Source organism: Rhodococcus sp. 11-3 (genome assembly GCF_023704055.1).
Lineage (GTDB): Bacteria > Actinomycetota > Actinomycetes > Mycobacteriales > Mycobacteriaceae > Rhodococcus > Rhodococcus aetherivorans.
In genome coordinates, this window is sequence record NZ_CP080406.1 from 2887497 (window position 1) to 2909485 (window position 21989).

Annotated in this window: 18 protein-coding genes; 9 read left to right on the plus strand and 9 right to left on the minus strand. The window is 71.3% G+C overall.

Features of this window, described 5'->3' with window-relative positions; all coding sequences use genetic code 11:
• Nucleotides 1-22 precede the first annotated feature (22 nt).
• From hisS to KZJ41_RS13790, 3 genes are read left to right on the plus strand one after another with little or no spacing between them, the layout of a single operon-like run.
• The gene (gene hisS / locus KZJ41_RS13780) at nt 23-1297 is read left to right on the plus strand and encodes a histidine--tRNA ligase (RefSeq protein WP_006940998.1); all 1275 of its coding nucleotides are present in this window, start codon (nt 23-25) and stop codon (nt 1295-1297) included.
• Complete coding sequence (locus KZJ41_RS13785; protein WP_373566475.1) at nt 1284-1928, plus strand: hypothetical protein; 645 nt, start codon at nt 1284-1286, stop codon at nt 1926-1928. The genes hisS and KZJ41_RS13785 overlap by 14 nt, the downstream gene beginning before the upstream one ends.
• A gap of 44 nt (nt 1929-1972) precedes the next feature.
• Entirely contained in the window at nt 1973-2677 is a 705-nt protein-coding gene (locus tag KZJ41_RS13790; protein ID WP_006940995.1) for a hypothetical protein, read from the plus strand.
• A 71-nt stretch (nt 2678-2748) separates the two neighbouring features.
• Here KZJ41_RS13790 and KZJ41_RS13795 read toward each other — a convergent pair whose 3' ends face one another.
• A complete protein-coding gene (locus KZJ41_RS13795; RefSeq protein WP_043798129.1) occupies nt 2749-3243 on the minus strand; it encodes a hemerythrin domain-containing protein in 495 nt (164 codons plus the stop codon).
• A gap of 98 nt (nt 3244-3341) precedes the next feature.
• Nucleotides 3342-5090, minus strand: a complete 1749-nt coding sequence (gene ctaD, locus KZJ41_RS13800) for a cytochrome c oxidase subunit I (protein WP_029543495.1) — start codon at nt 5088-5090, stop codon at nt 3342-3344.
• 301 nt (nt 5091-5391) lie between these two features.
• Here ctaD and KZJ41_RS13805 point away from each other — a divergent pair, with 301 nt between their 5' ends.
• A complete protein-coding gene (locus tag KZJ41_RS13805; RefSeq protein WP_029543498.1) occupies nt 5392-5808 on the plus strand; it encodes an Hsp20/alpha crystallin family protein in 417 nt (138 codons plus the stop codon).
• Between the two features lie 612 nt (nt 5809-6420).
• Complete coding sequence (locus KZJ41_RS13810) at nt 6421-6765, plus strand: J domain-containing protein (protein ID WP_043798127.1); 345 nt, start codon at nt 6421-6423, stop codon at nt 6763-6765.
• Nucleotides 6766-6829: 64 nt separating this feature from the next.
• Here KZJ41_RS13810 and KZJ41_RS13815 read toward each other — a convergent pair whose 3' ends face one another.
• From KZJ41_RS13815 to KZJ41_RS13845, 7 genes are all read right to left on the minus strand, one after another.
• The gene (locus KZJ41_RS13815) at nt 6830-7993 is read right to left on the minus strand and encodes an amidohydrolase (RefSeq protein ID WP_029543502.1); all 1164 of its coding nucleotides are present in this window, start codon (nt 7991-7993) and stop codon (nt 6830-6832) included.
• Between the two features lie 30 nt (nt 7994-8023).
• A complete protein-coding gene (locus KZJ41_RS13820) occupies nt 8024-9931 on the minus strand; it encodes a S9 family peptidase (protein ID WP_006930612.1) in 1908 nt (635 codons plus the stop codon).
• On the minus strand, nt 9928-11712 hold the full coding sequence (locus KZJ41_RS13825) for an N-acetylglutaminylglutamine amidotransferase (RefSeq protein WP_251550911.1): 1785 nt from the start codon (nt 11710-11712) through the stop codon (nt 9928-9930). The genes KZJ41_RS13820 and KZJ41_RS13825 overlap by 4 nt, the downstream gene beginning before the upstream one ends.
• A 30-nt stretch (nt 11713-11742) precedes the next feature.
• Nucleotides 11743-14358, minus strand: coding sequence for a carboxylate--amine ligase/circularly permuted type 2 ATP-grasp protein (locus KZJ41_RS13830; RefSeq protein ID WP_102800603.1), 2616 nt, complete (start codon nt 14356-14358; stop codon nt 11743-11745).
• A gap of 116 nt (nt 14359-14474) precedes the next feature.
• Nucleotides 14475-15692, minus strand: coding sequence for a hypothetical protein (locus KZJ41_RS13835; RefSeq protein ID WP_251550913.1), 1218 nt, complete (start codon nt 15690-15692; stop codon nt 14475-14477).
• Nucleotides 15689-16036: a type VII secretion target gene (locus KZJ41_RS13840; protein WP_065922602.1), complete on the minus strand. Its 348-nt coding sequence runs from the start codon at nt 16034-16036 to the stop codon at nt 15689-15691. Before KZJ41_RS13840 ends, KZJ41_RS13835 begins: the two co-directional genes overlap by 4 nt.
• A 35-nt stretch (nt 16037-16071) precedes the next feature.
• On the minus strand, nt 16072-16749 hold the full coding sequence (locus KZJ41_RS13845) for a TetR/AcrR family transcriptional regulator (RefSeq protein WP_065922601.1): 678 nt from the start codon (nt 16747-16749) through the stop codon (nt 16072-16074).
• 199 nt (nt 16750-16948) lie between these two features.
• Between KZJ41_RS13845 and KZJ41_RS13850 the strand changes: the two genes are divergently transcribed.
• The 4 genes from KZJ41_RS13850 to KZJ41_RS13865 are packed head-to-tail and all read left to right on the plus strand — an operon-like array spanning nt 16949 to nt 21960.
• Entirely contained in the window at nt 16949-18493 is a 1545-nt protein-coding gene (locus tag KZJ41_RS13850) for an amino acid permease (protein ID WP_037200858.1), read from the plus strand.
• Between the two features lies 1 nt (nt 18494).
• The gene (locus KZJ41_RS13855) at nt 18495-19334 is read left to right on the plus strand and encodes an urea amidolyase associated protein UAAP1 (protein ID WP_251550915.1); all 840 of its coding nucleotides are present in this window, start codon (nt 18495-18497) and stop codon (nt 19332-19334) included.
• 2 nt (nt 19335-19336) lie between these two features.
• The gene (locus KZJ41_RS13860) at nt 19337-19993 is read left to right on the plus strand and encodes an urea amidolyase associated protein UAAP2 (RefSeq protein WP_006930633.1); all 657 of its coding nucleotides are present in this window, start codon (nt 19337-19339) and stop codon (nt 19991-19993) included.
• Nucleotides 19990-21960, plus strand: a complete 1971-nt coding sequence (locus KZJ41_RS13865) for a 5-oxoprolinase/urea amidolyase family protein (protein WP_251550917.1) — start codon at nt 19990-19992, stop codon at nt 21958-21960. The genes KZJ41_RS13860 and KZJ41_RS13865 overlap by 4 nt, the downstream gene beginning before the upstream one ends.
• Nucleotides 21961-21989: the final 29 nt, after the last annotated feature.

Consider the following 21989-nt stretch of genomic DNA (forward strand, 5'->3'; position numbering starts at 1 on the left):
CGACGAGAGAAAGCAGCGACAGTTGAGCAAGCCCTCCACGTTCTCGGCGCCCAAGGGTGTACCCGATTACGTCCCCCCGCAGTCCGCGGAGTTCGTCGCCGTGCGCGACGGGCTGACCCGCGCGGCGCGGCTGGCCGGCTACGGGCACATCGAGCTGCCGATCTTCGAGGACACCGGACTGTTCGCGCGCGGCGTCGGCGAGTCCACCGACGTCGTCAGCAAAGAGATGTACACGTTCGCCGATCGCGGCGACCGGTCCGTCACGCTGCGCCCGGAGGGCACCGCGGGTGTGATGCGGGCGGTGATCGAGCACGGCCTCGACCGTGGCCAGCTGCCCGTCAAGCTGAGCTACTCGGGCCCGTTCTTCCGGTACGAGCGCCCCCAGGCCGGCCGGTACCGCCAGCTGCAGCAGGTGGGCGTCGAGGCGATCGGCGTCGACGATCCGGCCCTCGACGCCGAGGTCATCGCCGTCGCCGACGCCGGATTCCGCAGCCTGGGCCTCGAGGGGTTCCGCCTCGAGATCACGTCCCTCGGCGACGAGACGTGCCGCCCGCAGTACCGGGAGTTGTTGCAGCAGTTCCTGTTCAAGCTGGACCTGGACGAGGAGACCCGCCGCCGCGCCGAGATCAACCCGTTGCGGGTGCTCGACGACAAACGCCCCCACGTGCGGGAGATGACGGCCGACGCGCCGCTCATGCTCGACCACCTTTCCGACACGGCCAAGGCGCACTTCGACGAGGTGCTCTCGCATCTCGACGCGCTCGGCGTGCCGTACACGATCAACCCGCGCATGGTGCGCGGCCTCGACTATTACACGAAGACGACGTTCGAATTCGTCCACGACGGGCTCGGCGCCCAGTCCGGGATCGGTGGCGGCGGCCGCTACGACGGCCTGATGGCGCAGCTCGGCGGCCAGCCGCTCTCCGGTATCGGCTTCGGGCTCGGCGTCGACCGCACGGTCCTCGCGCTCGCCGCCGAGGGCAGGACCGCGGGCAGCCCCGCCCGCTGCGAGGTGTTCTGCGTGCCGATGGGCGAGGCCGCCAAGTCGACGCTGGTGCCGATCGCCCACCGGCTGCGCGCCGCCGGCATCCGCGTGGACCTGGCGTACGGCGGTCGCGGCGTCAAGGGCGCGATGAAGGCCGCCGACCGTTCCGGTGCCGTGGTCGCGCTCGTGCTGGGGGAGCGCGAACTCGAGGCCGGCGAGATCGTCGTCAAGGACCTGCGCACCGGCGAACAGCACACCGTGCCGCTCGACGACGTGGTCGCCCGGGTCGGGGACGTCGTTGCCCGCACCTGACCCGTCGGCCCGTCCCGCGCCGACCCGTCTGGACCTGATCCCCGCGCGGGTGCTCGCGCCCCGCGCCGGGAGAGTCGCGGTGTTCTCCCTCCTGATCGGCGTGGTGGCCGGTCTGCTGGTGTACCTGGTGTCCAGCCCGCTGGTTGCGGTCGTGTTCGGTGTGCTCGTCGGGGTGCCGCCCGCGGTGGGCGCCCTGGCGGTGCTGCGCCGGCACCGCTGGATCGACGGCACCACGGTCACCGCGAAGGGGGCGCTGCGCACCCGGCGGGTGGAGCTGCGCAACCTCGCCGGGGTCGAGCTGGTGGTGTCGGCGCTGCGGGTGAGTCAGGTGGTGTTGCGGCTCAACGACGGGGATCGGCTCGTGTCGGTTCCGCTGGCGTTGTACGCGAACGGCGGCTGCCGGGAGCTCGACGTACTGGCGTTGCGCCGACTCGCCGACGCGCTGGCGGCGAGCGAGCTGGCCTCGGCCGCCGCGATGTCGTCGGTGCTGGTGGAGCAGCTGCGGGCGGAGGCCCGCGACGCCGGGCTCGAGCAGCGGCCGCTGTACCGGGCGGTGCTGCTGGCCCGTGACGCCGGGCGCGTGCCGCAGACCACGCTCACCGACCACGAGGTGGCCTCGCTCGTCGAGTGAGCGCGGACCGATTGGGCTGTGGGTACCCCGGGTATGCGGGGCGCATGATCTCGCTGCACTCGGTGTTCTCCGGGCCGTTCCGAGCCGCCTCCGCGCTGCGCGGGGCGCGGGTGTTCCATCCACGTGGGGTGCTCTTCCGGGGCGTCGCGGAACTGGATTCGCGGTGGTGGCCGGTTCCGGCACCGGCGCGGGTGCCGGTCACCGCGCGGCTGTCCGGCGCCGTGGGCACGCCCGACGGCGTGCCCGACATCCTGGGTCTGGCGTTGCGGTTCTCCCTCGAGGACGGCCCGTGGGACATCCTGCTCGCCACCCTGCACGTGCCCACCAGGGCGGTCCTGCTGCCGGCCCGGGGCTGGTCGACCGCGCGGTACGGCTCCCTGATGGCCTATCGCACGAATGTCGACCTCGCGCCGCGGTGGATCTTCGCGTTCCCGGAGGGCGACCAGCCGTCCTCGACGTCCGTCCTGGAACTGGCCCGGCACGGCGTCCCGTTGCTGTTCTCGTTGCACGTGGCCTCGGCCCGTGGGCCGCTCGTGCCGGCCGGCCGCGTCACGCTCGAGTCCGCGGTGCCCGCCTCCGACGAGGCCCAGCCGTCGTTCGATCCGGTGCTCAACCACCCGGCGGCCGTCGAGCTGTGGCCGCGCTGGCTCGTGCCGTTCCGCCGCGACGCATACCGCGGCAGCCGCTCGGGACGCGGGGCATCCGACGCGTCCGCGCGGAGCGGTTTCCTCGACACCGCCGGAACGTAGTAGCCGGGGGTGCAGAGCAACTCTGCACCCCCGGCCTTCGTGGGCCGGACCGGAACCGGTCCGGCGACGCGTCAGCTCACGACGGCGTCGATCGTCTTCTTCAGGGCCGAGGGCTGCGCGGGGGAGTGCGGGGCCTTCTCCTTCAGCTCGAGCATCCGCGCCCCGATCTCCTGTAGCTGCTTACGGCCGAGTGCCTCCCGCACCCTCGGGAACCACTCCTCTTCCTCCTCCTCGATGTGGTGCTCGACGTTCTCGATGAGGACGGTCGTCTTCGCGTCGAACCGCTCGGCGTCGGGTTTCATCCCGGCCAGTTCCGTCACGAGGACGTCCGCGACGTGGTGCTCCTCGAACGATTCGAGGATGTCCGATTCGAGGTCGGGCAGCAGCGCGCGCACCTCGGGGTACATGCCCTCGTTCTCGATGTAGGTGTGCACCGTCAGCAGTTCGATGATCCGGCCGACGATCCGGCCCTTCTCGTCGCCGTCGTCCGCTCCGCGGAACTCGCGGAACAGCTTCCGGATCTCCTTGTGGTCTTCCTTCAACAACACGATCGCGTCAGTGGACACCAGGCCTCCCGCCGAAGTGGTTCTCGAATGCCCGCCGCCGTGAGGGGCGTGCGCTCCAGATACCCCGGCAGGAGCCCGATTACACCGATCCGTCCGAATCAGGTGCTCGGCGGTGTCCGCTCGGCGGTGTCCCGGACGTGGGGCTCCTCGGCCACCTCGGCGGCGTGGCGCCGGCCGACGCCGACGTGCGCCTCCGCCCGCATGGTCTCCACCATGTGCGGGTAGTGCAGCTCGAACGCCGGGCGCTCGGAGCGGATGCGCGGCAGCTCGTAGAAGTTGTGCCGCGGCGGCGGGCAGGTGGTGGCCCACTCGAGGGAGTTGCCGTAACCCCACGGGTCGTCGACGATCACGACCTGCCCGTACCGGTAGCTCTTGAACACGTTCCACAGGAACGGCAGGGTCGACACGCCGAGGGTGAAGGCACCGATCGTCGAGATGGTGTTGAGGGTGGTGAACCCGTCCGACGGCAGGTAGTCGGCGTAGCGGCGCGGCATGCCCTCGTTGCCCAGCCAGTGCTGCACCAGGAACGTGGTGTGGAAGCCGAGGAAGGTCAGCCAGAAGTGCCACTTGCCGAGGCGCTCGTCCATCAGCCGCCCGGTCATCTTCGGGAACCAGAAGTAGATGCCCGAGTAGGTGGCGAACACGATGGTGCCGAAGAGCACGTAGTGGAAGTGCGCGACGACGAAGTAGGAGTCGTGGACGTGGAAGTCCAGCGGCGGGCTGGCGAGGACCACGCCGGTCAGGCCGCCGAAGAGGAAGGTGATGATGAAGCCGACCGCGAACAGCATCGGGGTCTCGAACGTCACCTGCCCCCGCCACATGGTGCCGATCCAGTTGAAGAACTTCACGCCGGTGGGCACCGCGATCAGGAACGTCATGAACGAGAAGTACGGCAGCAGCACGGCGCCGGTGGCGTACATGTGATGCGCCCACACGGCCATCGACAGGGCGCCGATCGCCAGGGTCGCGTAGACCAGGCCGGTGTAGCCGAAGATCGGCTTACGCGAGAACACCGGAATGACCTCGGAGATGATGCCGAAGAACGGCAGCGCGATGACATACACCTCGGGGTGGCCGAAGAACCAGAACAGGTGCTGGTAGAGCATCACCCCGCCGTTGGCCGGGTCGTAGATGTTGCCGCCGAGCACGCGATCGACCAGCACTCCCATGAACGCGGCGGTCAGCAGCGGGAAGATCAGCAGGATCAGAATCATCGTGATGAAGATGTTCCAGGTGAAGATCGGCATCCGGAACATCGTCATACCGGGGGCACGCAGGCACACGACCGTGGTGATCATGTTGACCCCGCCGAGGATGGTGCCGAGACCGGCGACGGCCAGACCGGCGAACCACAGGTTTCCGCCGACACCGGGGCTGTGCAGGTCGTCCGCGAGCGGAACGTAGGAGGTCCACCCGAAGTCCGGGGCGCCGCCCGGGGTGACGAGGGAGAAGGCCACGACGGAGGCGCCGAACAGGTACAGCCAGTAACTGAACGCGTTCAGCCGGGGGAACGCGACGTCGGGCGCGCCGATCTGCAGCGGCAGGATGTAGTTCGCGAACCCGAACACGATCGGGGTCGCGTACATCAGCAGCATGATGCCGCCGTGCATGGTGAACAGCTGGTTGTACTGCTCGTTGGACAGGAACTGCATGCCCGGGACGGCGAGTTCGCTGCGGATCAGCAGGGCCATCAGCCCGCCGATCAGGAAGAAGGCGAACGAGGTCACGATGTACATCAGCCCGAGCATCTTCGGGTCGGTCGTCGTGACCAGCTTGTAGAACGTCGAGCCCTTGGGCGCATACCGCGGCGGATACGGGCGAACGGCCTTCGTCTCGGTGACAACCATGGTGCCTCCTTGCGCCTCCCGGGGGCGGCGATGTCGCTGCGGCGCCGGGTGCTCCGCTCGGCCTGAGACGGCACCCCGGAACGACCGCGGCATCATGCGGTAGGTCGAGCGTAACCGGCACCGGCCGCGCGCGGGAGGTTTTGCGAGGCGGATTGTCGTCCGTCCGCGCGGAATTCGAGGGGTTTCCGGGAACAATTCCTTGCCCCGCTGTGTTGTGAGTGGTACAAGAAAGGTGTAGCGGCCAGCATAGATCGACCGCTCTCCTCAACCGGCACGAAGAGAGTCTGTGGAGGTGGAAACGATGTTGATGCGCACCGATCCGTTCCGCGAGCTCGACCGCTTCGCGCAGCAGGTTCTCGGCACGGCGGCCCGTCCCGCGGTGATGCCCATGGACGCCTGGCGTGAGGGCGACAAGTTCGTCGTCGAGTTCGATCTGCCCGGCGTCGCCGAGGATTCGCTCGACCTCGACGTCGAACGGAACGTGCTGACGGTGCACGCAGAGCGGCCGGCACGCGACCAGAGTCAGGAGATGGTGGCTGCCGAGCGCCCGCGCGGAGTGTTCAGCCGGCAGCTGTTCCTCGGCGAGAACCTCGACACCGACAACATCGAGGCGACGTACGACGCCGGCGTGCTGAGGCTGACGATCCCGGTCGCGGAGAAGGCCAAGCCGCGCAAGATCGAGATCGCGGTAGGCGACAAGAAGGCGATCGACGGCTGATCCGTCCGAGGCGTGTCCCCGGGAGACGACCATGGACGAACTCGACCTGATTGCCGAACCGCCCGTCGGGCAGCCGCCCACCGTCGACGGCGTGGACCTCGAGCTGCTCCTGCTCGATCTCGAGCTGGAGATGCTCGAGTGGCCCCGGCCGCGACGACCGGTGGCGGACCCGAGGTGCCGGACCGCCGCGGTCCGTCGTCCGCGGGGCGCGGCGCGCACCGCGGGACCGCCGGGTCGAGCCGGGACGCGGGCTCCGGGGGAAGTGGTTGCCACGCAGCGCTCTCCTCCGGTCCGTACCGGATCGGCCCGCCGAAGCCACGTAGTAGCGAAAGGACGGTGATACGACATCGCAGCAGAGTCGCCAGGCGTTGACGTGCGTGCCGCCCGCCCGGACGGCAGCCACGAGGCGCTGGGCGGGGCACCGGCCCGGAGCCGGTGACCGGGCAGCGCACCGCCGGTATTCGGCACACACAGTGCGGGCCACACCCGATCATCGCCGACGCCCGGCCACCCGCCGTTCGTACCCATCCACGAGGCGGGTGGCCGGGCGTTCGCTCCTGTCACGCGCCGTCACGCCGTTCGGCGTCGACAACGGAAGAGAAGGGCGGGGCCGTGTCCGGCAGGGAACCCGATCTCTACGCCGTGCTGGGCGTGCCCGGGTCTGCCGGGCAGGCGGAGATCACCGCGGCCTTCCGCCGCAAGCTCCGCGAGCACCACCCCGACCTCCGCAGCCCGGATGTCCCTTTCGGCCCGGATCCGGACGAGCAGCTGCGCAGGATCGTCGCGGCCTACGCCGTCCTGCGCGATCCGCACCGCCGCGCGGAGTACGACCGCCGCCGTGCCGACACGGTCACCCGGCCCTCCGCGCGGACCGTCCGGGTGACCGTGCGTCGCTCGGACCCGCCCCCCGCGGCGGATCCGCCCATCCGGGCCGGACCCGTCCGTCGCCACCGGTGACGGCGCCGCGCGGGCGCTTCCCCGAGCGAATGTATCGCTCACTCGATCAGTCCGACAGCATGGTTCATTCGCTCGGGTCCGGCGTACGAGGTTCGTACTTGCCTCCGTAGGCGAGGGCCAGCAGGGTGCGCGCCCCGTACACCAGGGCTCGTTCGTCCAGTTCGAAGTCGGGCTTGTGGAGATCGTGTCGCGGACTCGTCCCGTCCCAGACTCCCAATCGCGCCATGGCCCCCGGGACGTGCTCGAGATACCACGCGAAGTCCTCGCCGCCGCTGGACTGCCCCGCCTCGGCCAGATTCTCCAGGCCCACCACGGATTCGATCGCGGCGAGCATCTCGGCGGTTGCCTCGGCGTCGTTGACCACCGGCGGCACGCCCTGCACGTAGTCCAGTTCGTGGTCCACCGCGTAGGGTGCGAGCAGTTCCGCGACGCTGCGCCGCACCAGCGGCTCGACCGTCGCCCACGTCCGATGCGACGCGCTGCGCAGCGTGCCCACCAGTTCACCGGACTCGGGGATGGCGTTGCCGACGTGGCCGGCGTGGATCCGGCCCCATGTCAGCACGGTGGCGGTGCGGGCGTCGAGGCGCCGATCGAGCACCGACGCCAGCCCGGTCACCAGCACGCCCGCCGCGTGGATCAGGTCGCCGGTCAGGTGCGGGCGGGCCGAGTGGCCGCCGGGCGAGGACAACCGCACCGTGAGAACGGCCCCGGACGAGGTGATCGGCCCGGCGCGGGTGGCGAGCTTGCCCGCCTCGAGCTGGGGGGCGCAGTGCAGGGCGAAGATCCGGGACACCCCGGCGAGGCCACCCGCGGCGACGACCTCGAGCGCACCACCGGGGGTGGTCTCCTCGCCGGGCTGGAAGATCAACCGCACCCGCTGCGGGGGCGGATCCGCCGCGAGCACGGTGGCCGCCTCCAGCAGCATCGCGGTGTGGGCGTCGTGCCCGCACGCGTGGCACACGCCCTCCACGGTCGACGCGTACGGCAACCCGGTGGTCTCGGTCAGCGGCAACGCGTCGAGGTCGGCCCGCAACCCGATGCATCCGGTGGTGTCCGGGCCGACGTCGCACCACAGGCCGGTGCCGCCGGGCAGCGTCACCGGGTCCAGCCCGAGCGAGACGAGCTGATCGCGCACCAGCGCGGTGGTGCGGAACTCCGCGAACGACAGCTCCGGGTGGGCATGCAGGTCCCGTCGCCAGGCGACGAGGCGGTCGTGGTCGATCCTCATCCGTCGAGAACTCCGTCGGTTCGGTGACATCTACGGGCCGGCCGTACCGAGCCGGCTCGTCAGCCAGTTCACCATGGCCTCGGCGAGCACGTCCCTGTTCTCGCGTTTGACGATGTCGTGGCCCTCGTCGTCGAACAGGAGGAACTCGGCGATCCCACCCCGGTCGCGTACCGCGGCGACGATCTGCTCCGACTCGCTGACCGGCACGTTGGTGTCGTGCGCCCCGTGCACCACGAGCAGGGGTGCCCGCAGTTCCGCGATCCGATGGATGGGGGAGAGCTCGCGCAGCAGTTCCCGGTCGTGCACCGGATGCCCGTACTTGGGGTAGGCCGCCGCCGCGATCCACGGCTCGGTGTTGGCGTAGAAACTCTCGAGGTCGCTCATCCCGCAGATCGCTATCCCGGCGGCGAACAACTCGGCGTGGAAGGTCAGCGATGCCAGCGTCAGGTAGCCGCCGTACGATCTGCCCGCGCACGCCACCCGGGCGGGATCGGCGATGCCGTGGTCGACGAGGTACTGCACGCAGTCGGCCACGTCGTCGATCCCGGCGAACCGCCCGTAGCGGTCGTCGGCGTGCATGAACGTCCGCCCGAAACCGCCGGACCCGCGCACGTTCGTCCCGAAGACCGTGAATCCCGCCGCCACGATCGCCGGGTAGTAGTCGCTGTATCCGGGCCGTTCCTGGGCTTCCGGTCCGCCGTGGAAGTACAGCAGCACCGGGCCCGGGCCGCTGCCCTGCGCCCGATACAGCCAACCCGAGAGCGGCGTCCCGTCCCGTGCCGGGAACTCGAGCAACGTCGGCAGATCGTCGTCGTCCATCCGGGTCCGCGCGGCCTCCGCGGGGCCCCACTCCCCGGTCCGCGGATCGACGATCTCCACCGAAGGCGGCATTCCGGGACCCTGCACGGTCACCGCCAGCAGCGAGCCGTCCGCGCTGATGCTCAGTTCGGACGCCACCAGTCCGGGCAACCCGAGGGGGTCGTCGAGCGAGCCGTCCGCCAGGTGCAGGATCTGCAACTGGCTCAGACCCTTGTGGTTCCACAGCAGGGCTACCGTGCTGTGGTCGTCGCTCACGGCGAACTCGTCGAGATCGCCGTCCTCCCGCTCGGCCAGCACCCGGTACGACACGCCCTCCGACGACACCGCCACGCCCAGCAGCCGCGCGAACTCCGCGCCGTTGTCGCTGCGCACCAGCGACCGCAGATATCTCTCCGGTTCGCCGTCGCTGGACGCCCACGGCGAACGAAGCTGGTCCACCACGCCGAGCAGCCGATGGTCGTCGAGAATGACCCCGGCGTCCGTGGTGGAACCGACGTCGTTGGGCAGCAGCGCAATCCGCGTGCCGTCCTCGTGCAGCAGCAGCAACTCCCGGTGGCCGCGTGGACCGACCCGCAGCAGCGCCGACCCCGACCACGCGTCGACGAGGTGACCGCCGACGCGGCGATCGAGCACCACGGTGTCCTGGGTGTGCGGGTCCACCAGCCGGGATTCCGCCACCCCCTCCTCGTCGGTGGCGACCGTCGCCACCCGGTTCCCGTCCCACCCGACGAGTTCCGTCGACGAGTCCCCGGCCGACCCGAGGCGGCGGGCGCCGCGGTCGTCGGGGTCGGTGCTCACCACCCATACCTGGGTGCGCGTACCGGCGTCGGGCGCCACCTCGCACGCCAGCCAACGGCCGTCCGCCGAGTGCATGATCCGGGTGACCGGCCCGTCCACCGGCAACTCGACCCACCGCGCCGCGCTCGTGGCGCGGCCGGACAGGAACCGCTGCACCGCACGGGGATAGCCGCCGTCGTCGACGAGATGAGCGATCGCCGTGCCGTCCGGCGCGACCGACGCACCCGACGTGAAGCGGATGTGGCGCGGCTGTGCCGCCGCGGCGGTCGTCGCGGCATCCGGTGTTCGCGCCACCGAGGTCGTCTCCGTCTCGCCGCTCACAGCTGTTCCATTTCCTGGAGCCACATTTCCAGCAGGGCCACCTGCCACAGGGCGTTCGCCCCGAGGGTGGTGCGATGCCGGTTCGGGTCGGCGAGCAGTGCGTCGAGTGCTTCGGGCCGGTACAGCCCGCGGTCGCGGGCGCTCCGGCTGTGCAACGCATCGCGCACCAGGGTCAGTACGTCCCCGTCGAGGTGCCGGATGCCCGGCACCGGGAAGTAGCCCTTGGTCCGGTCGATGATCTCCGCCGGCAGGTGCTTGCGGCTCGCCTCCTTGAGGACGCCCTTGCCGCCGGAGGCCAGCTTCAGTTCGGGCGGGCAGGTCGCGGCCAGTTCGACGAAGTCGTGGTCGAGGAACGGCACCCGCCCCTCGAGGCCCCACGCCATCGTCATCGTGTCGACCCGCTTGACCGGGTCTTCGATCAGCATGACCGTCGTGTCGAGACGCAGCGCCGCATCGACCGCCGTCGCCGCCCCCGCCGCGGCGTGCTGCTCGGCCAGGAACTCGCCACTCGCGTCGTGATCGAGGGAGTACCGAGGGTCGAGCAGCGCGACGATGTCGGCGTGGGTACGGTCGGCGAACACCTTCGCGTACGCCTCGGCGGACCGTTCCCGGGCCACCTCCGTCAGCGGCGGATACCAGTCGTAGCCGGCGAGGATCTCGTCGGCGCCCTGCCCGGACTGCACCACCTTCACCGACTTGCTCACCTCCTCCGACAGCAGGTAGAACGCCACGCAGTCGTGGCTGACCATCGGCTCGCTCATCGCCGCCACGGTCTTCGGCACCGCCGGCAACAGCCGGGACGAGTCGATGTGGATCTTGTGATGGACGGTGCCGAACCTCCGCGCCACGAGATCGGAGTAGACATACTCGTCCCCGGATTCGCCACCGGCCGGATCGAATCCGATGCTGAACGTGGCCAGGTCTCGCTGGCCCTGCTCCGCGAGCAACGCCACGACCAGGCTCGAGTCGATGCCTCCCGAGAGCAGCACCCCCACCGGCACGTCGGCGACCATTCGCCGGCTCACCGCGGTCCGCAGCGAATCCAGCAGTGCCTCCTGCCAATCCACGGCCGTCCACGTCGTCCGCGCGGGGTCCCGCGTGAATGCGGGCTCCCAATAGCGGTGCTCGGTGCTGCCACCGTCGGGCTCGATCACCCGCACGGTCGCCGGCGGCAGCTTCCGGATCCCCCGCAGCATCGTGTGCGGTGCGGGCACCACCGAGTGGAAGCTCAGGTAGTGGTGCAGCGCGACGCGATCGACGGTGGTGTCGACCTCGCCGGCGCGGAGCAACGCCGGCACGGTGGAGGCGAAGCGCAACCGTCCCGGGCCCTCCGCCAGATAGAGCGGCTTGATGCCGAGCCGGTCGCGGGCCATGGTCACCGCGCCGGTGTCGGTGTTGTGCACGGCGAATGCGAACATGCCCTTGAAGTGCTGCACGCATTCCGCGCCCCAACGGTGGAAGCTCTTGAGCACCACCTCGCTGTCCGCCGTCGAGAAGAACCGGTAGCCGGCCCCCTCCAGTTCCGAGCGCAGCTCCCGGTAGTTGTAGATGCACCCGTTGAAGACCAGTGCCAACCCGAGCTCACTGTCGATCATCGGCTGGCTGCCGCGCGCCGACAGGTCGATGATCGTCAGCCGCCGATGCCCGAACGCCACCGATCCGCGCGCGTGGAGGCCGGCCGCATCGGGGCCCCGGGCGCTCATGGCGTCGGTCATCCGCCCGACCGCGGCCACGTCCGGGGGAGCCCCGTCGAAGCGCATCTCCCCACACACACCGCACATCGTGCTCTCCTTCCGGCTCACGCCCTCCGGTTATTCGTCGCTGCCCGCGCCGCGTGGGGGACCGAGCACCCAGGTGTCCTTCCCCCCGCCGCCCCGGGACGAATTGACGACCATGCTCCCGATGGGGGCCACCCGGGTCAGCGCCGCCGGAGCGACGTGGGCACGCACCGACGGCCCCTCGGCCCGAAGATGAACGAATGCGCGCAGGTCGATGTGGTGCGGAAACAGGCCGCTCCCGTCGAACGTCGGATGCGTCGACAACGGCACGACCTCCTGCGCGACGTATCGCTCCGGGTGGGTGAGCAGGTCCCGACGCCGCTCCAGCAGTTCGTGTCGCGACGCTTCCGGGCCGATGGTGATTCCGGCGCCGCCGAACCCGTCGATCGGCTTGACCACCAGCTCCGCCAACCGGTCGAGGACGTAGTCGCGTTGCTCACGCTCGGCGCACACCCACGTGGGTACCTGCTCGAGGATCGGCTTCTCGCCGAGGTAGTACTCGATCATTGCCGGCACATACGAATAGACGGCCTTGTCGTCCCCGACCCCGTTCCCCAGGGCATTGGCGATCGTCACGTTGCCGGCCTGCAGCGCGGCCCGAAGCCCCCTGCGCAGCGGGTGCCCGTCGTGCCCGATCGAGGACAGCAGCATGTCCTCGTCGAGGCGGACGTACAGCACGTCCACTCGCGTGGCCTCGCGGCCCCGGTGTCGGTACACGACGTCGTCGCGTACCGACAGTTCCCCGGTCAGCACGAGGGGCAGTCCGGACTTCTCGGCGAGCAACCGGTGCTCGAACCATGCCGAGTCCTTCCACCCGGCGCTGAGCAGCGCCACGGAGACGTCCGGTCCCGCGGCCGCGGCGGGCGCCGCCGCCTGCAGCGTCTGCCGCGTCATCTCCGGCATCGAGTCCACGGACATCACGTCGGCCGGCATGCCGAGGGCCCCGAGGAACCGGGTCGTCATCGCGCGATGCGCCATCGCATACCCCACGCCCGACGGCACCCGCAGGTTGTCCTCGAGCACCACGAAGTCGCCCGGGCCCGTGCTGACGAGGTCGATCCCGCAGATGTGGGCGCGCACCGGGGGATTTGCTGCGGCGGCCCCGGTGGCCCGATAGCCCGGGGCACGGTCGAGCAACTCGGAGGGAATCACCCCGTCCCGCACCGCGGCCTGCTCGCCGTAGATGTCGCCGAGGAAGGCGTTGAGGGCCAGGGCGCGTTGCTGCAAACCCGGGACCAGGTGCGACCATTCGGTGTGCGGGACGATGCGCGGGACGATGTCCATGGGAAAGACCTGGGCACGATCCTCGCCGCTCACCCGGAACGTCACGCCGTCGACGCTCTGTTCCCGGTCGATGGACTCCTGGATGCGGCGCAGTTCGGCCGCACCGACCCGCGCCACCGCGGCCAGGACCGCCTCGTACTCGCGACGGGGACGCCCGCCGACCTCGACGGCCTCGTCGTACCGGTCGTCCACGTCGCCCGCTCGCAGCGGAACGTAGCCGTGGAGCAGGGTTGCACCGGGATCGGCGATCTCCGGCACCGCGCGCACGCGCCCCGCGGTTTCGTCGAGAAGCAGATCCACCACGTCGGTCAGGCGGCCCCGTCGGCGCAGCACCCGCCGCTGGCGGGCGGCCGAACTGCCGACCTGCAGGGCGGTCTCCGCGAGCTCCGACACCAGGGCCCAGTCGTCGTTCCCCTCGAGCTGGGGCCGGAGCGACCGGATCAGTCCGTCGACGATCTCCCGTGCCGGCCGCGGGGTGGCCGACTGCACGTCGACCAGAGGACCCTCGAGGCCGGAGCGCGAGGCGCGCCACATGGCGGCGCGCACCAGGGTCGGCGAGACGTCGAGCCCCGGGACACCGGCCCGAAGGTCGGTCACCTCCCGATCGACCAGGGCGCGGAACAGCCCGGCTATCAGCGTGATCGTGTCCACCGACGGGCAGCTGTCGCACACGCGCAGCTCGAGGGTCGGATACCGGTCCGACGGGCGGAGATCGAAGTACACCATGCCCGGGTCGGTGATCACGCCGGTCGAGACCAGGTCCGCGATGAGCTTGTCGTACTCGGCGGCCGACGACACCGGCGCGGCCGGCCCGGTACTCGGCCACCGGATCCACACCAGGTTGCGGACGCTGGCATATCCGGTGTCCGTGCCGTCGGCCCAGAACGGCGAGCTCGCGCTCAGGGCGAGGAAGATCGGCAGGAACGGGGCGACCCGATTGGCGACCTGCACCGCCTCGTCCCGGTCGGGAATGTCCACGTGCACCTGGGTGCCGCAGATCAGCTGCTCGCGGGCCAGGAGCTGGTAGTCGGCCAGCATGCGGCGATACCGCGGCGTCTCGGTGACCTGCATCTCCGCGGGCACGGCCAGTGGGACCGCGCCCGCGGCGGCGATGCCGAGGCCGAGCTCGGCGGCGGTGTCGACGAGAACGGACCGGCGGTGCACCAGATCTGCGCGGAGACCCGCGAGATCCGGAAACACGCCGCTGTTGACCTCGACGACGCAGCGCTGCAGTTCCTCGACGTAGACGTCGCCGGGCAGGCGCGCGAGCAGTTCCGGGGCGCGCGGCGTGAGACGGCGGGTCTTCGCGTCGATGAGGTGGAATTCCTCCTCGACACCAAGCTTGCGGGCACCGCCACCGAACATGCGTTTACACGCTACGCGGCCCGGATCGTCCTCGCAGAAGGAAACCGCGGGTCACGGACACCAGCGTGGCCGTCGACCGTGTCCCCGCCCCGCGCGCCGGGGCGGGGGACTCGGAATCACCAGTCGTCGCCGGCCCCGATCACCGGGGCGGTCGCCGGCGGCACCTCGCCGATCACGGCGGTGGTGTTCGCCGCGGTCACCAGGATCGTCGGACGCGCCCGTCGCGGAGCGTCCTCGTCGGCGCGTCCGGTGCCCGGGACGGCGGCGGGGAGCGGATGACGTGCGGCCGCAGCTGCGGCCGTCACCGGAGCGGACGTGGGCGGTCGCGGGCCCGACGGCGTGCCGGCGAGACCCCCGCCCGCGGTCCCCAGCGCCACGGCGCCTCCGGCGCCCGGTGCAACGGCGCTTCCGGCGCCCGGTGCCACGGCGCTTCCGGCGCCCGGTGCCACGGCGCCGGTGCTCACCGGTGCGGTCGCGGCGGTCATCGTGGGGCCGGCGGTGACGGTGCCACCCCCGAACGCCGCGGCGTGCGTCTGCGCGGGAAGGCCGTCGGACACACCGACCGCGCCGGCGACGGTGTCCACGGCTCCCGTGGCCGCCGCTGCGACGTCGGCCGGAGCCGGCAGGCAGGGCGCGGCGACGGGGGCGGGCACGGCGATGGGTGCGGCGAGGGCGTTCATCGCCGTGGTGTAGCCGAGAAGCTCACCGCGGGTACGCGCGACCACCGCCAGTGCCGCGGATACATGCTCGGCGGCGGCGGTGAGCAGCGCGATCTGACCCGGCGGCGTCAGCGCGACGGGCGCGGTCGCGGTGGCGAAGGCCAGGAAGGACTGGGCGATCCCGCCGAGTTCGACGTTGCCCCGCTCGACACTCGCGGTGGCGGCGCGCGTGACGGCCCCGATTTCGTCGCCCCGTTCGCTCAGCTCGACCGCGGTGACCTGGGCCTGGCGACCCTTGTCGAGCGCCGCCTCGGCGGGTGCGCCCGCCCACGAGTCCGGCAGCGCGTGCAGTGCCGTGCGGGCCAGCGACGCCGCGCCGTCGAGCATCCGCGACGACTGCTGCAGGACCGCCGACGGATCGAGCGCGTCGACGATGCCGGTACCGAACAGGTCGCCGAGGTCGCGCAGTGGACGCAGCATTTCGTCGATTCCCGGCACTGCCGGAATCGGAAGAGACTGCAGCACTTCGGTTATCGCGTCGAGCTCGGGTTCGGGCGACCACGACGGCGGGGCCGGCGGCGCGGGCAGCGGCAGGTCGAGGGCCGGGCCGGCGGGGGACGCGCGCAGTGCGTCGAGGACGGTGGGCGAAGCGACCGGCGTCTCCTGTGCGATCACCGCGCGCCCCCGAGTCCCGCGGCGACCGCGGCGTCGAGCGCCTCGTACCGGGTGGCGGCGTCGTGCGCGGCGGCACCGCCGGACGCGTAGACGTATGCCAGCTGCGCGACGGTGCGGGTGTGCGCACCCTGCGTGACGGCGAACGCCGCGACGAAGTCCGCGCCGATCAGGCCCATGGCGGGGCTCAGCGACGAGACGTTGGCCTGCAGATCTATTGCGCCCGCGCGGGCGACCTCCTCCGCGGCGCGCAGGGATGTGCTGCCGAAGGCCCGGACCCCGTCGGGTACGACACGGACGCCGCCTCCCGTCGAGAACGAGCCGACAGCGTCGAGTAAACCGCTCATGATGACCCCCCAATCAGATTCGCGTGGGCAGCACTCTAACTCGAGTCGGCGACACGGGCGACGAGCGTGCGGGCGACGTCGCGCACGGGCTCTGCGGGCGCGGTGAATCCGAGCACGCGCAGCGCCGCCTCCGCCAGCACGTCGGGCAGGTCGGCGACGGCGTCCGTGCCCCGGTCCGCGCGGATGTTGATGGCGGATTCGACCAGCCGGAACGGCAGATCGGCGCGCGGGTCGTCGGCGTCCGCGCCGGCGCCGAGGCGGTCGAGGACGGCGACCGTGAGCCGCCGGTAGCACTCGCGCAGACCGGTCCGGGCGGTGTGGAACTGTGCGAAGCGCTCGGTGCGCACCTCCGGAAGCAGGTACAGCGCACCGAGATTCCAGCGTCCCGCGACGAGCTGCGCGGTGTCGAACAGCGCCAGGGCGTACAGCCGCGCCTCGGCGGGCGCGTCGTCGCCGAGGTGCTCGCAGAACGACAGGGTGGGGGCGACGGTCTGCTCGAGCAGCGCCGCGAGGATGTCGTCCTTGGTGGCGAAGTGGTTGTACAGGGAGGCCTGCCGGACGCCGACCGCCTCGGCCACGAGCCGCGTCGAGGTCGACGCGAATCCACGGGTGGTGAACAGTTCTGCTGCGGCGTCGAGAATTTCGGCGCGCGCGGTGGAACCGGGCCGGCGTGGCCGGTGCAGTCGGGGGCGTCCGGGACGGGCGTGGGTCACGTCCTCGACGATGGCACAGATCGGACGGTGACAGCGCCCCGGGCGGGCGGTGAGCAGACCGTCACACGGAGGAAACGTCGGTCACGAACTCGTTACGCCGCGGTCATTCGGACAAGACGTGACCTCGCGAAAACTGTCACTCGACAGTTTTTCGACGGTCACCCGGCCGCCGCCACCGCGCACAGAAACGGACACCGCCATGAGCCTGACGCTCACCCGGCCGGCTGCCGCTGCACCGACCGCCTCGCACCAGGACGCGGGCGACTTGGGCGAATTCGGCTACCAGCAGCAGCTGCACCGCAACCTCGGCAAGTTCGCCTCCTTCGCCGCCGGCTTCTCGTTCGTCTCCATCCTGACGACCATCTTCCAGCTGTTCGGCCTCGGCTTCGGCTTCGGCGGCCCCGCCTTCTTCTGGACGTGGGTGGTGGTCTTCGCCGGTCAGTTCATGGTCGCCCTGAACTTCGCCGAACTCGCGGCGCGCTATCCGATCTCCGGGGCGATCTATCAATGGGCCCGCCGGATGGGCGGCGAGGTGGTCGGCTGGTTCGCCGGCTGGTTCATGATCCTCGCCCAGATGGTCACCGCCTCGGCCGCCGCGATCGCCCTGCAGGTGGTCCTGCCGAACATCTGGAGCGGATTCCAGATCATCGGCGACGACCCGTCGCTGACCTCCTCCTCCGGCGCCGCCAATGCCGTCCTGCTCGGCTCGGTGCTGCTCGTGCTCACCACGATCATCAACAGCATCGGCGTGAACTGGATGTCGCGGATCAACAGCATCGGCGTCACCTGCGAGATCGTCGGTGTCGTCGCCGTGATCGGCATGTTCTTCACCCACGCCGTCCGCGGCCCGCAGGTCGTCCTCGACACCGGCGTCACCGGGGAGGCCCCCGGCTACGGCTGGGCGTGGATCGTCTCGGGCCTCATGGCCGCGTACGTCATGGTCGGCTTCGGCTCGGCCGGCGAACTCGCCGAGGAGACCCGCAACCCGCGGCGCGTCGCACCCCGCACCATCCGCCTCGCCCTGTCGGTCTCCGCCCTCGGCGGCGGCCTGATGATCCTCGGCGCCCTCATGGCCGCCCCCAGCCTCACCGACGGCCGCCTCGCCGCCGAGGGCCTGCCCTACGTGCTCGGCGCCATCCTGTCCTCACCGTGGGGCACGCTGCTCCTCGTCGACGTCGCCATCGCCGTGTTCATCTGCACCCTCGCCATCCAGACCGCCGCGTCGCGCCTGATCTTCTCGATGGCCCGCGACGAGCGCCTGCCCGCGTCGAAGATCCTCTCGCACGTCAACGCCCGCACCGGCACTCCCATCGCGCCGGCCGTGCTGATCGGCGTGGTGTGCATCGGCATCCTCGCGGTCAACATGGGCAACAGCGCGATCTTCGCGACCCTGTCGAGCGTGTGCATCGTGCTCATCTACCTCGCGTACCTGATGGTCACCGTGCCGCTGCTGCTGCGCCGGCTGCGCGGTTGGCCGCACGACGGCACGGCGACCGACGCCGACGGCGACCCGCTGTTCTCCCTCGGCCGATGGGGTCTGCCCGTCAACGCCCTCGCCGTCGCGTACGGCCTGCTGATGGTGATCAACCTGTCCTGGCCGCGCGCCGAGATCTTCAACCCGGACGGCACCATGCCGCTGCTGCAGTGGGCCGCACCGCTCACCGTCGCCGCCGTCGTCGCTCTGGGCGCCCTGTGCTTCCCGCGCCGCGCCGCGCACCCGAACCCCGTCACGATCGGAGCCTGAGATGACCGGCGTCCTCGACACCGCCACCACCCACGCCGCCAAGGCGCACGCCCGCGCGCAGGCCGGCACCGTCACCGACGGCATGCCCACCGTGCCCGCCACCGCGTACCCCACCCCGCCCGGCGGCCGCACCGCCGCCATGACCTGGGCGGAGACCGTGCCCGGCGGCCGTTACACCGGCAAGGTCCTCGCCCGCGGCACCCGGCTGCGGCTGCGTGACATCGACGGCGCCGCCTGCGCCCACCTGCTGCTCTTCCGCGCCGACGCCCCGCACGAGCGGCTCAACGTCGCCGACACCGTCAAGGTGCCGTGGCAGGCCTACCTCGGCGTCGGGCACCCGCTGCTGTCGGACCAGGGCCGGGTGCTCGCCACCGTCGTCGCCGACACCTCCGGCCGCCACGACGCCCTGTGCGGCACCACGAACCTCGCCGGGAACACGGCGAAATACGGGGCGGGCAGCCTGCATTCGCACGCCCCCGCCGGGCGGGAGCTGTTCACCGTCGCCGCCGCGAAGCACGGCCTCGCCCCGCGCGACCTGCCGCCGTCCCTGTCGTTCTTCCACGGCGTGCGCGTCGCGGCCGACGGGGCCCTGACCAGCACCGGCACCGCCGGCGCCGGAGCCTGCGTCGAGCTGCTGATCCACCTGCCGGTGATCGCACTCATCGCCAACACCGCCCACCCCCTCGACCCGGCACCCGGGTTCCCCACCACCACCCTCGAGGTGCTCGCCTGGCGCGCCCCGCGTGACCTCGACACCCTGCCGAACACGGACCCCGAATACCGGCGCGCCGTCCTCAACACCGAGGACGCCTGGACTGCCGCCACCGGAACGGAGCACTGATCATGACCTCGACCCTCGACCTGCCGGCGCTCGTCCCCGGGACCGTGATCCGCGACGAGATCGCCGGCGCCCGCGGACCGTGGTCGGCCGTCGTCGCCGCCGGCGACGTGCTCACCATCGTCGATCTGCACGGCAACCAGGCCGTCGACACCCTGATCTACGACGCCCACGACACCACCGTCCGCTACAGCGCCGCCGCCACCGTCGCCGCGCAGGGCAACCTGTTCCTCACCGCCGGCTCGGTGCTGCGCGCCGCCGACGGCGAGGAACTGATGACCCTCGTCGCCGACGAGGTCGGCAACCACGACACCGTCGGCGGCGCCTGCTCGCAGGAGTCGAACACCTTGCGCTACGGCCACCACACCAAGCACCAGCACGCCTGCGTCGAGAACTTCCTCGTCGAGGGTGCCCGGTGGGGCCTGGGCAAACGCGACCTGGTGTCCAACATCAACTTCTTCATGAACGTGCCCGTCGACCCCGACGGCACCCTCGGCATCGTCGACGGACTCTCCGCGCCCGGCAAGCGCCTCGCACTGCGCGCCGACCGCGACGTGCTCGTCCTCGTCTCCAACTGCCCGCAGATCAACAATCCGTGCAACGGTTTCGACCCCACCACGGTGCGGATGATCGTCACCCGACCGGAGGCCCGACCGTCATGACCACCAAGATCACCGTCGACCGTCCCGGCATGCTCACCACGGTGCAGGACTATCCGGGCCGCACCGGGTACTGGCAGATCGGGGTCCCGCCCTCCGGCCCGATGGACGACCTGTCGTTCCGACTCGGCAACGCCGCACTCGGCAACCCCGAGGGCGCGGCCGGCCTCGAATCCACCATGGCCGGGCCGGCCCTGCGCTTCACCGATGCCACCGAGGTGTGCGTCACCGGCGCCCCGGCGACCGTGACGGTGAACGGCACGGTGGTCCCGCAGTGGCGTCCCGTCACCGTCCCCGCCGGCGGCGTGCTCGACGTCGGCGCCGTCGCCGGCCCCGGCCTGCGCGTGTACGTACTCGTCGGCGGCGGACTCGACGTCCCCGAATTCCTCGGCAGCGCAGCCACCTTCACCCTCGGAAGGTTCGGCGGCCACGAGGGCCGCACCCTCACCGAGGGCGACGTGCTCGTCGTCGGGGAGGTCGCGACCGGCGCGGCCATCCCGGTGCCGGCCGAACACGTGCCGGCCATGACCGCCCGCTGGGAGATCGCCGTCACCGAGGGCCCGCACGGCGCTCCGGAGTTCTTCACCCGCAGCGACATCGACACGCTCTACGCCACCGACTACGAGGTGCACTTCAACTCCGACCGCACCGGCGTGCGCCTGACCGGGCCGAAGCCGCAGTGGGCACGCACCGACGGCGGGGAGGCCGGCCTGCACCCGTCCAACATCCACGACAACGCGTACTCCGTCGGTGCGCTCGACTTCACCGGTGACACCCCCATCCTCCTCGGGCCGGACGGCCCGAGCCTGGGCGGATTCGTCTGTCCCGTCACCGTCGTCGCCGCGGACCGGTGGAAGCTCGGCCAGCTCGCGCCCGGGCACACGGTGCGGTTCGTGCCCGTCCGCGCCGAGCACGCCGCGTCGCGCCGCGCACTCGGCGTCGCCCGTCGCGCCGGGCTGTCGCTGGTGGTCTCGCCCGGCGGCGACGGCGACGACGGCGTCCTCGCCCGCCGCGACGGCGACACCGCCGTCACCTACCGGCGCAGCGGCGACGACAACGTCCTGGTCGAATACGGTGACATGACGCTCGATCTCGCGCTGCGGGCCCGCGTGCACGCGCTGCACCGGCGGCTCGACACCGAACGCCCCGCGGGCCTGCTCGAACTCACCCCCGGCATCCGGTCGCTCCAGGTCAAGGTCGACCCCGACGTGCTGCCGGTGCCGACGCTGCTCGATCTGCTCGCCGAGGCCGAGGAGCAGCTCCCGGCGAGCGACGAGCTCGTGGTGCCGAGCCGGCGGGTGCGCCTGCCCCTGTCGTGGGACGACCCGGCCACCCGCGAGGCGATCCAGCGGTACATGCACGGGGTGCGGGCGGATGCGCCGTGGTGCCCGTGGAACATCGAGTTCATCCGCCGGATGAACGGCCTCGATTCGGTGAACGACGTGTTCGACACCGTCTTCGCCGCCGACTACATGGTGCTCGGTCTCGGCGACGTGTACCTCGGGGCGCCGGTCGCGACCCCGCTCGACCCGCGGCACCGGCTCGTGACGACCAAGTACAACCCGGCCCGCACGTGGACGCCGGAGAACGCCGTCGGCATCGGCGGGGCGTACCTGTGCATCTACGGCATGGAGGGCCCGGGTGGCTACCAGTTCGTCGGCCGCACGACCCAGGTGTGGAACCACCGCCACCCGCAGGCCGCGGGCCCGTTCGAGGCCGGCACACCGTGGCTGCTGCGCTTCTTCGACCGGATCTCCTGGTATCCCGTCGAACCGGAGGAGCTGATGGACCTGCGCGCCGACCTCGCGGCGGGCCGCGGCGGGGGAGTGGACATCACCGACGGCACGTTCTCCCTGGCCGAGCACCAGCGGTTCCTGGCCGGCAACGCCGCGTCGATCGACGCCTTCCAGCAGGTGCAGTCGGTGGCGTTCGCCGCCGAGCGCGCCCGCTGGGAGGCCGCGGGCGCGTAGCACCGGTGTGTCCTTCGGGCTGTTCCTGC

Bases quoted from the DNA above. Each gene is read 5' to 3' on its own strand.
- KZJ41_RS13790 (WP_006940995.1), top strand. From the start codon at position 1,973: ATGATCTCGCTGCACTCGGTGTTCTCCGGGCCGTTCCGAGCCGCCTCC.
- ctaD (WP_029543495.1), bottom strand. From the start codon at position 5,090: ATGGTTGTCACCGAGACGAAGGCCGTTCGCCCGTATCCGCCGCGGTAT.
- KZJ41_RS13805 (WP_029543498.1), top strand. From the start codon at position 5,392: ATGTTGATGCGCACCGATCCGTTCCGCGAGCTCGACCGCTTCGCGCAG.
- KZJ41_RS13815 (WP_029543502.1), bottom strand. From the start codon at position 7,993: ATGAGGATCGACCACGACCGCCTCGTCGCCTGGCGACGGGACCTGCAT.
- KZJ41_RS13825 (WP_251550911.1), bottom strand. From the start codon at position 11,712: ATGTGCGGTGTGTGTGGGGAGATGCGCTTCGACGGGGCTCCCCCGGAC.
- KZJ41_RS13830 (WP_102800603.1), bottom strand. From the start codon at position 14,358: ATGTTCGGTGGCGGTGCCCGCAAGCTTGGTGTCGAGGAGGAATTCCAC.
- KZJ41_RS13840 (WP_065922602.1), bottom strand. From the start codon at position 16,036: ATGAGCGGTTTACTCGACGCTGTCGGCTCGTTCTCGACGGGAGGCGGC.
- KZJ41_RS13850 (WP_037200858.1), top strand. From the start codon at position 16,949: ATGAGCCTGACGCTCACCCGGCCGGCTGCCGCTGCACCGACCGCCTCG.
- KZJ41_RS13855 (WP_251550915.1), top strand. From the start codon at position 18,495: ATGACCGGCGTCCTCGACACCGCCACCACCCACGCCGCCAAGGCGCAC.
- KZJ41_RS13860 (WP_006930633.1), top strand. From the start codon at position 19,337: ATGACCTCGACCCTCGACCTGCCGGCGCTCGTCCCCGGGACCGTGATC.
- KZJ41_RS13865 (WP_251550917.1), top strand. From the start codon at position 19,990: ATGACCACCAAGATCACCGTCGACCGTCCCGGCATGCTCACCACGGTG.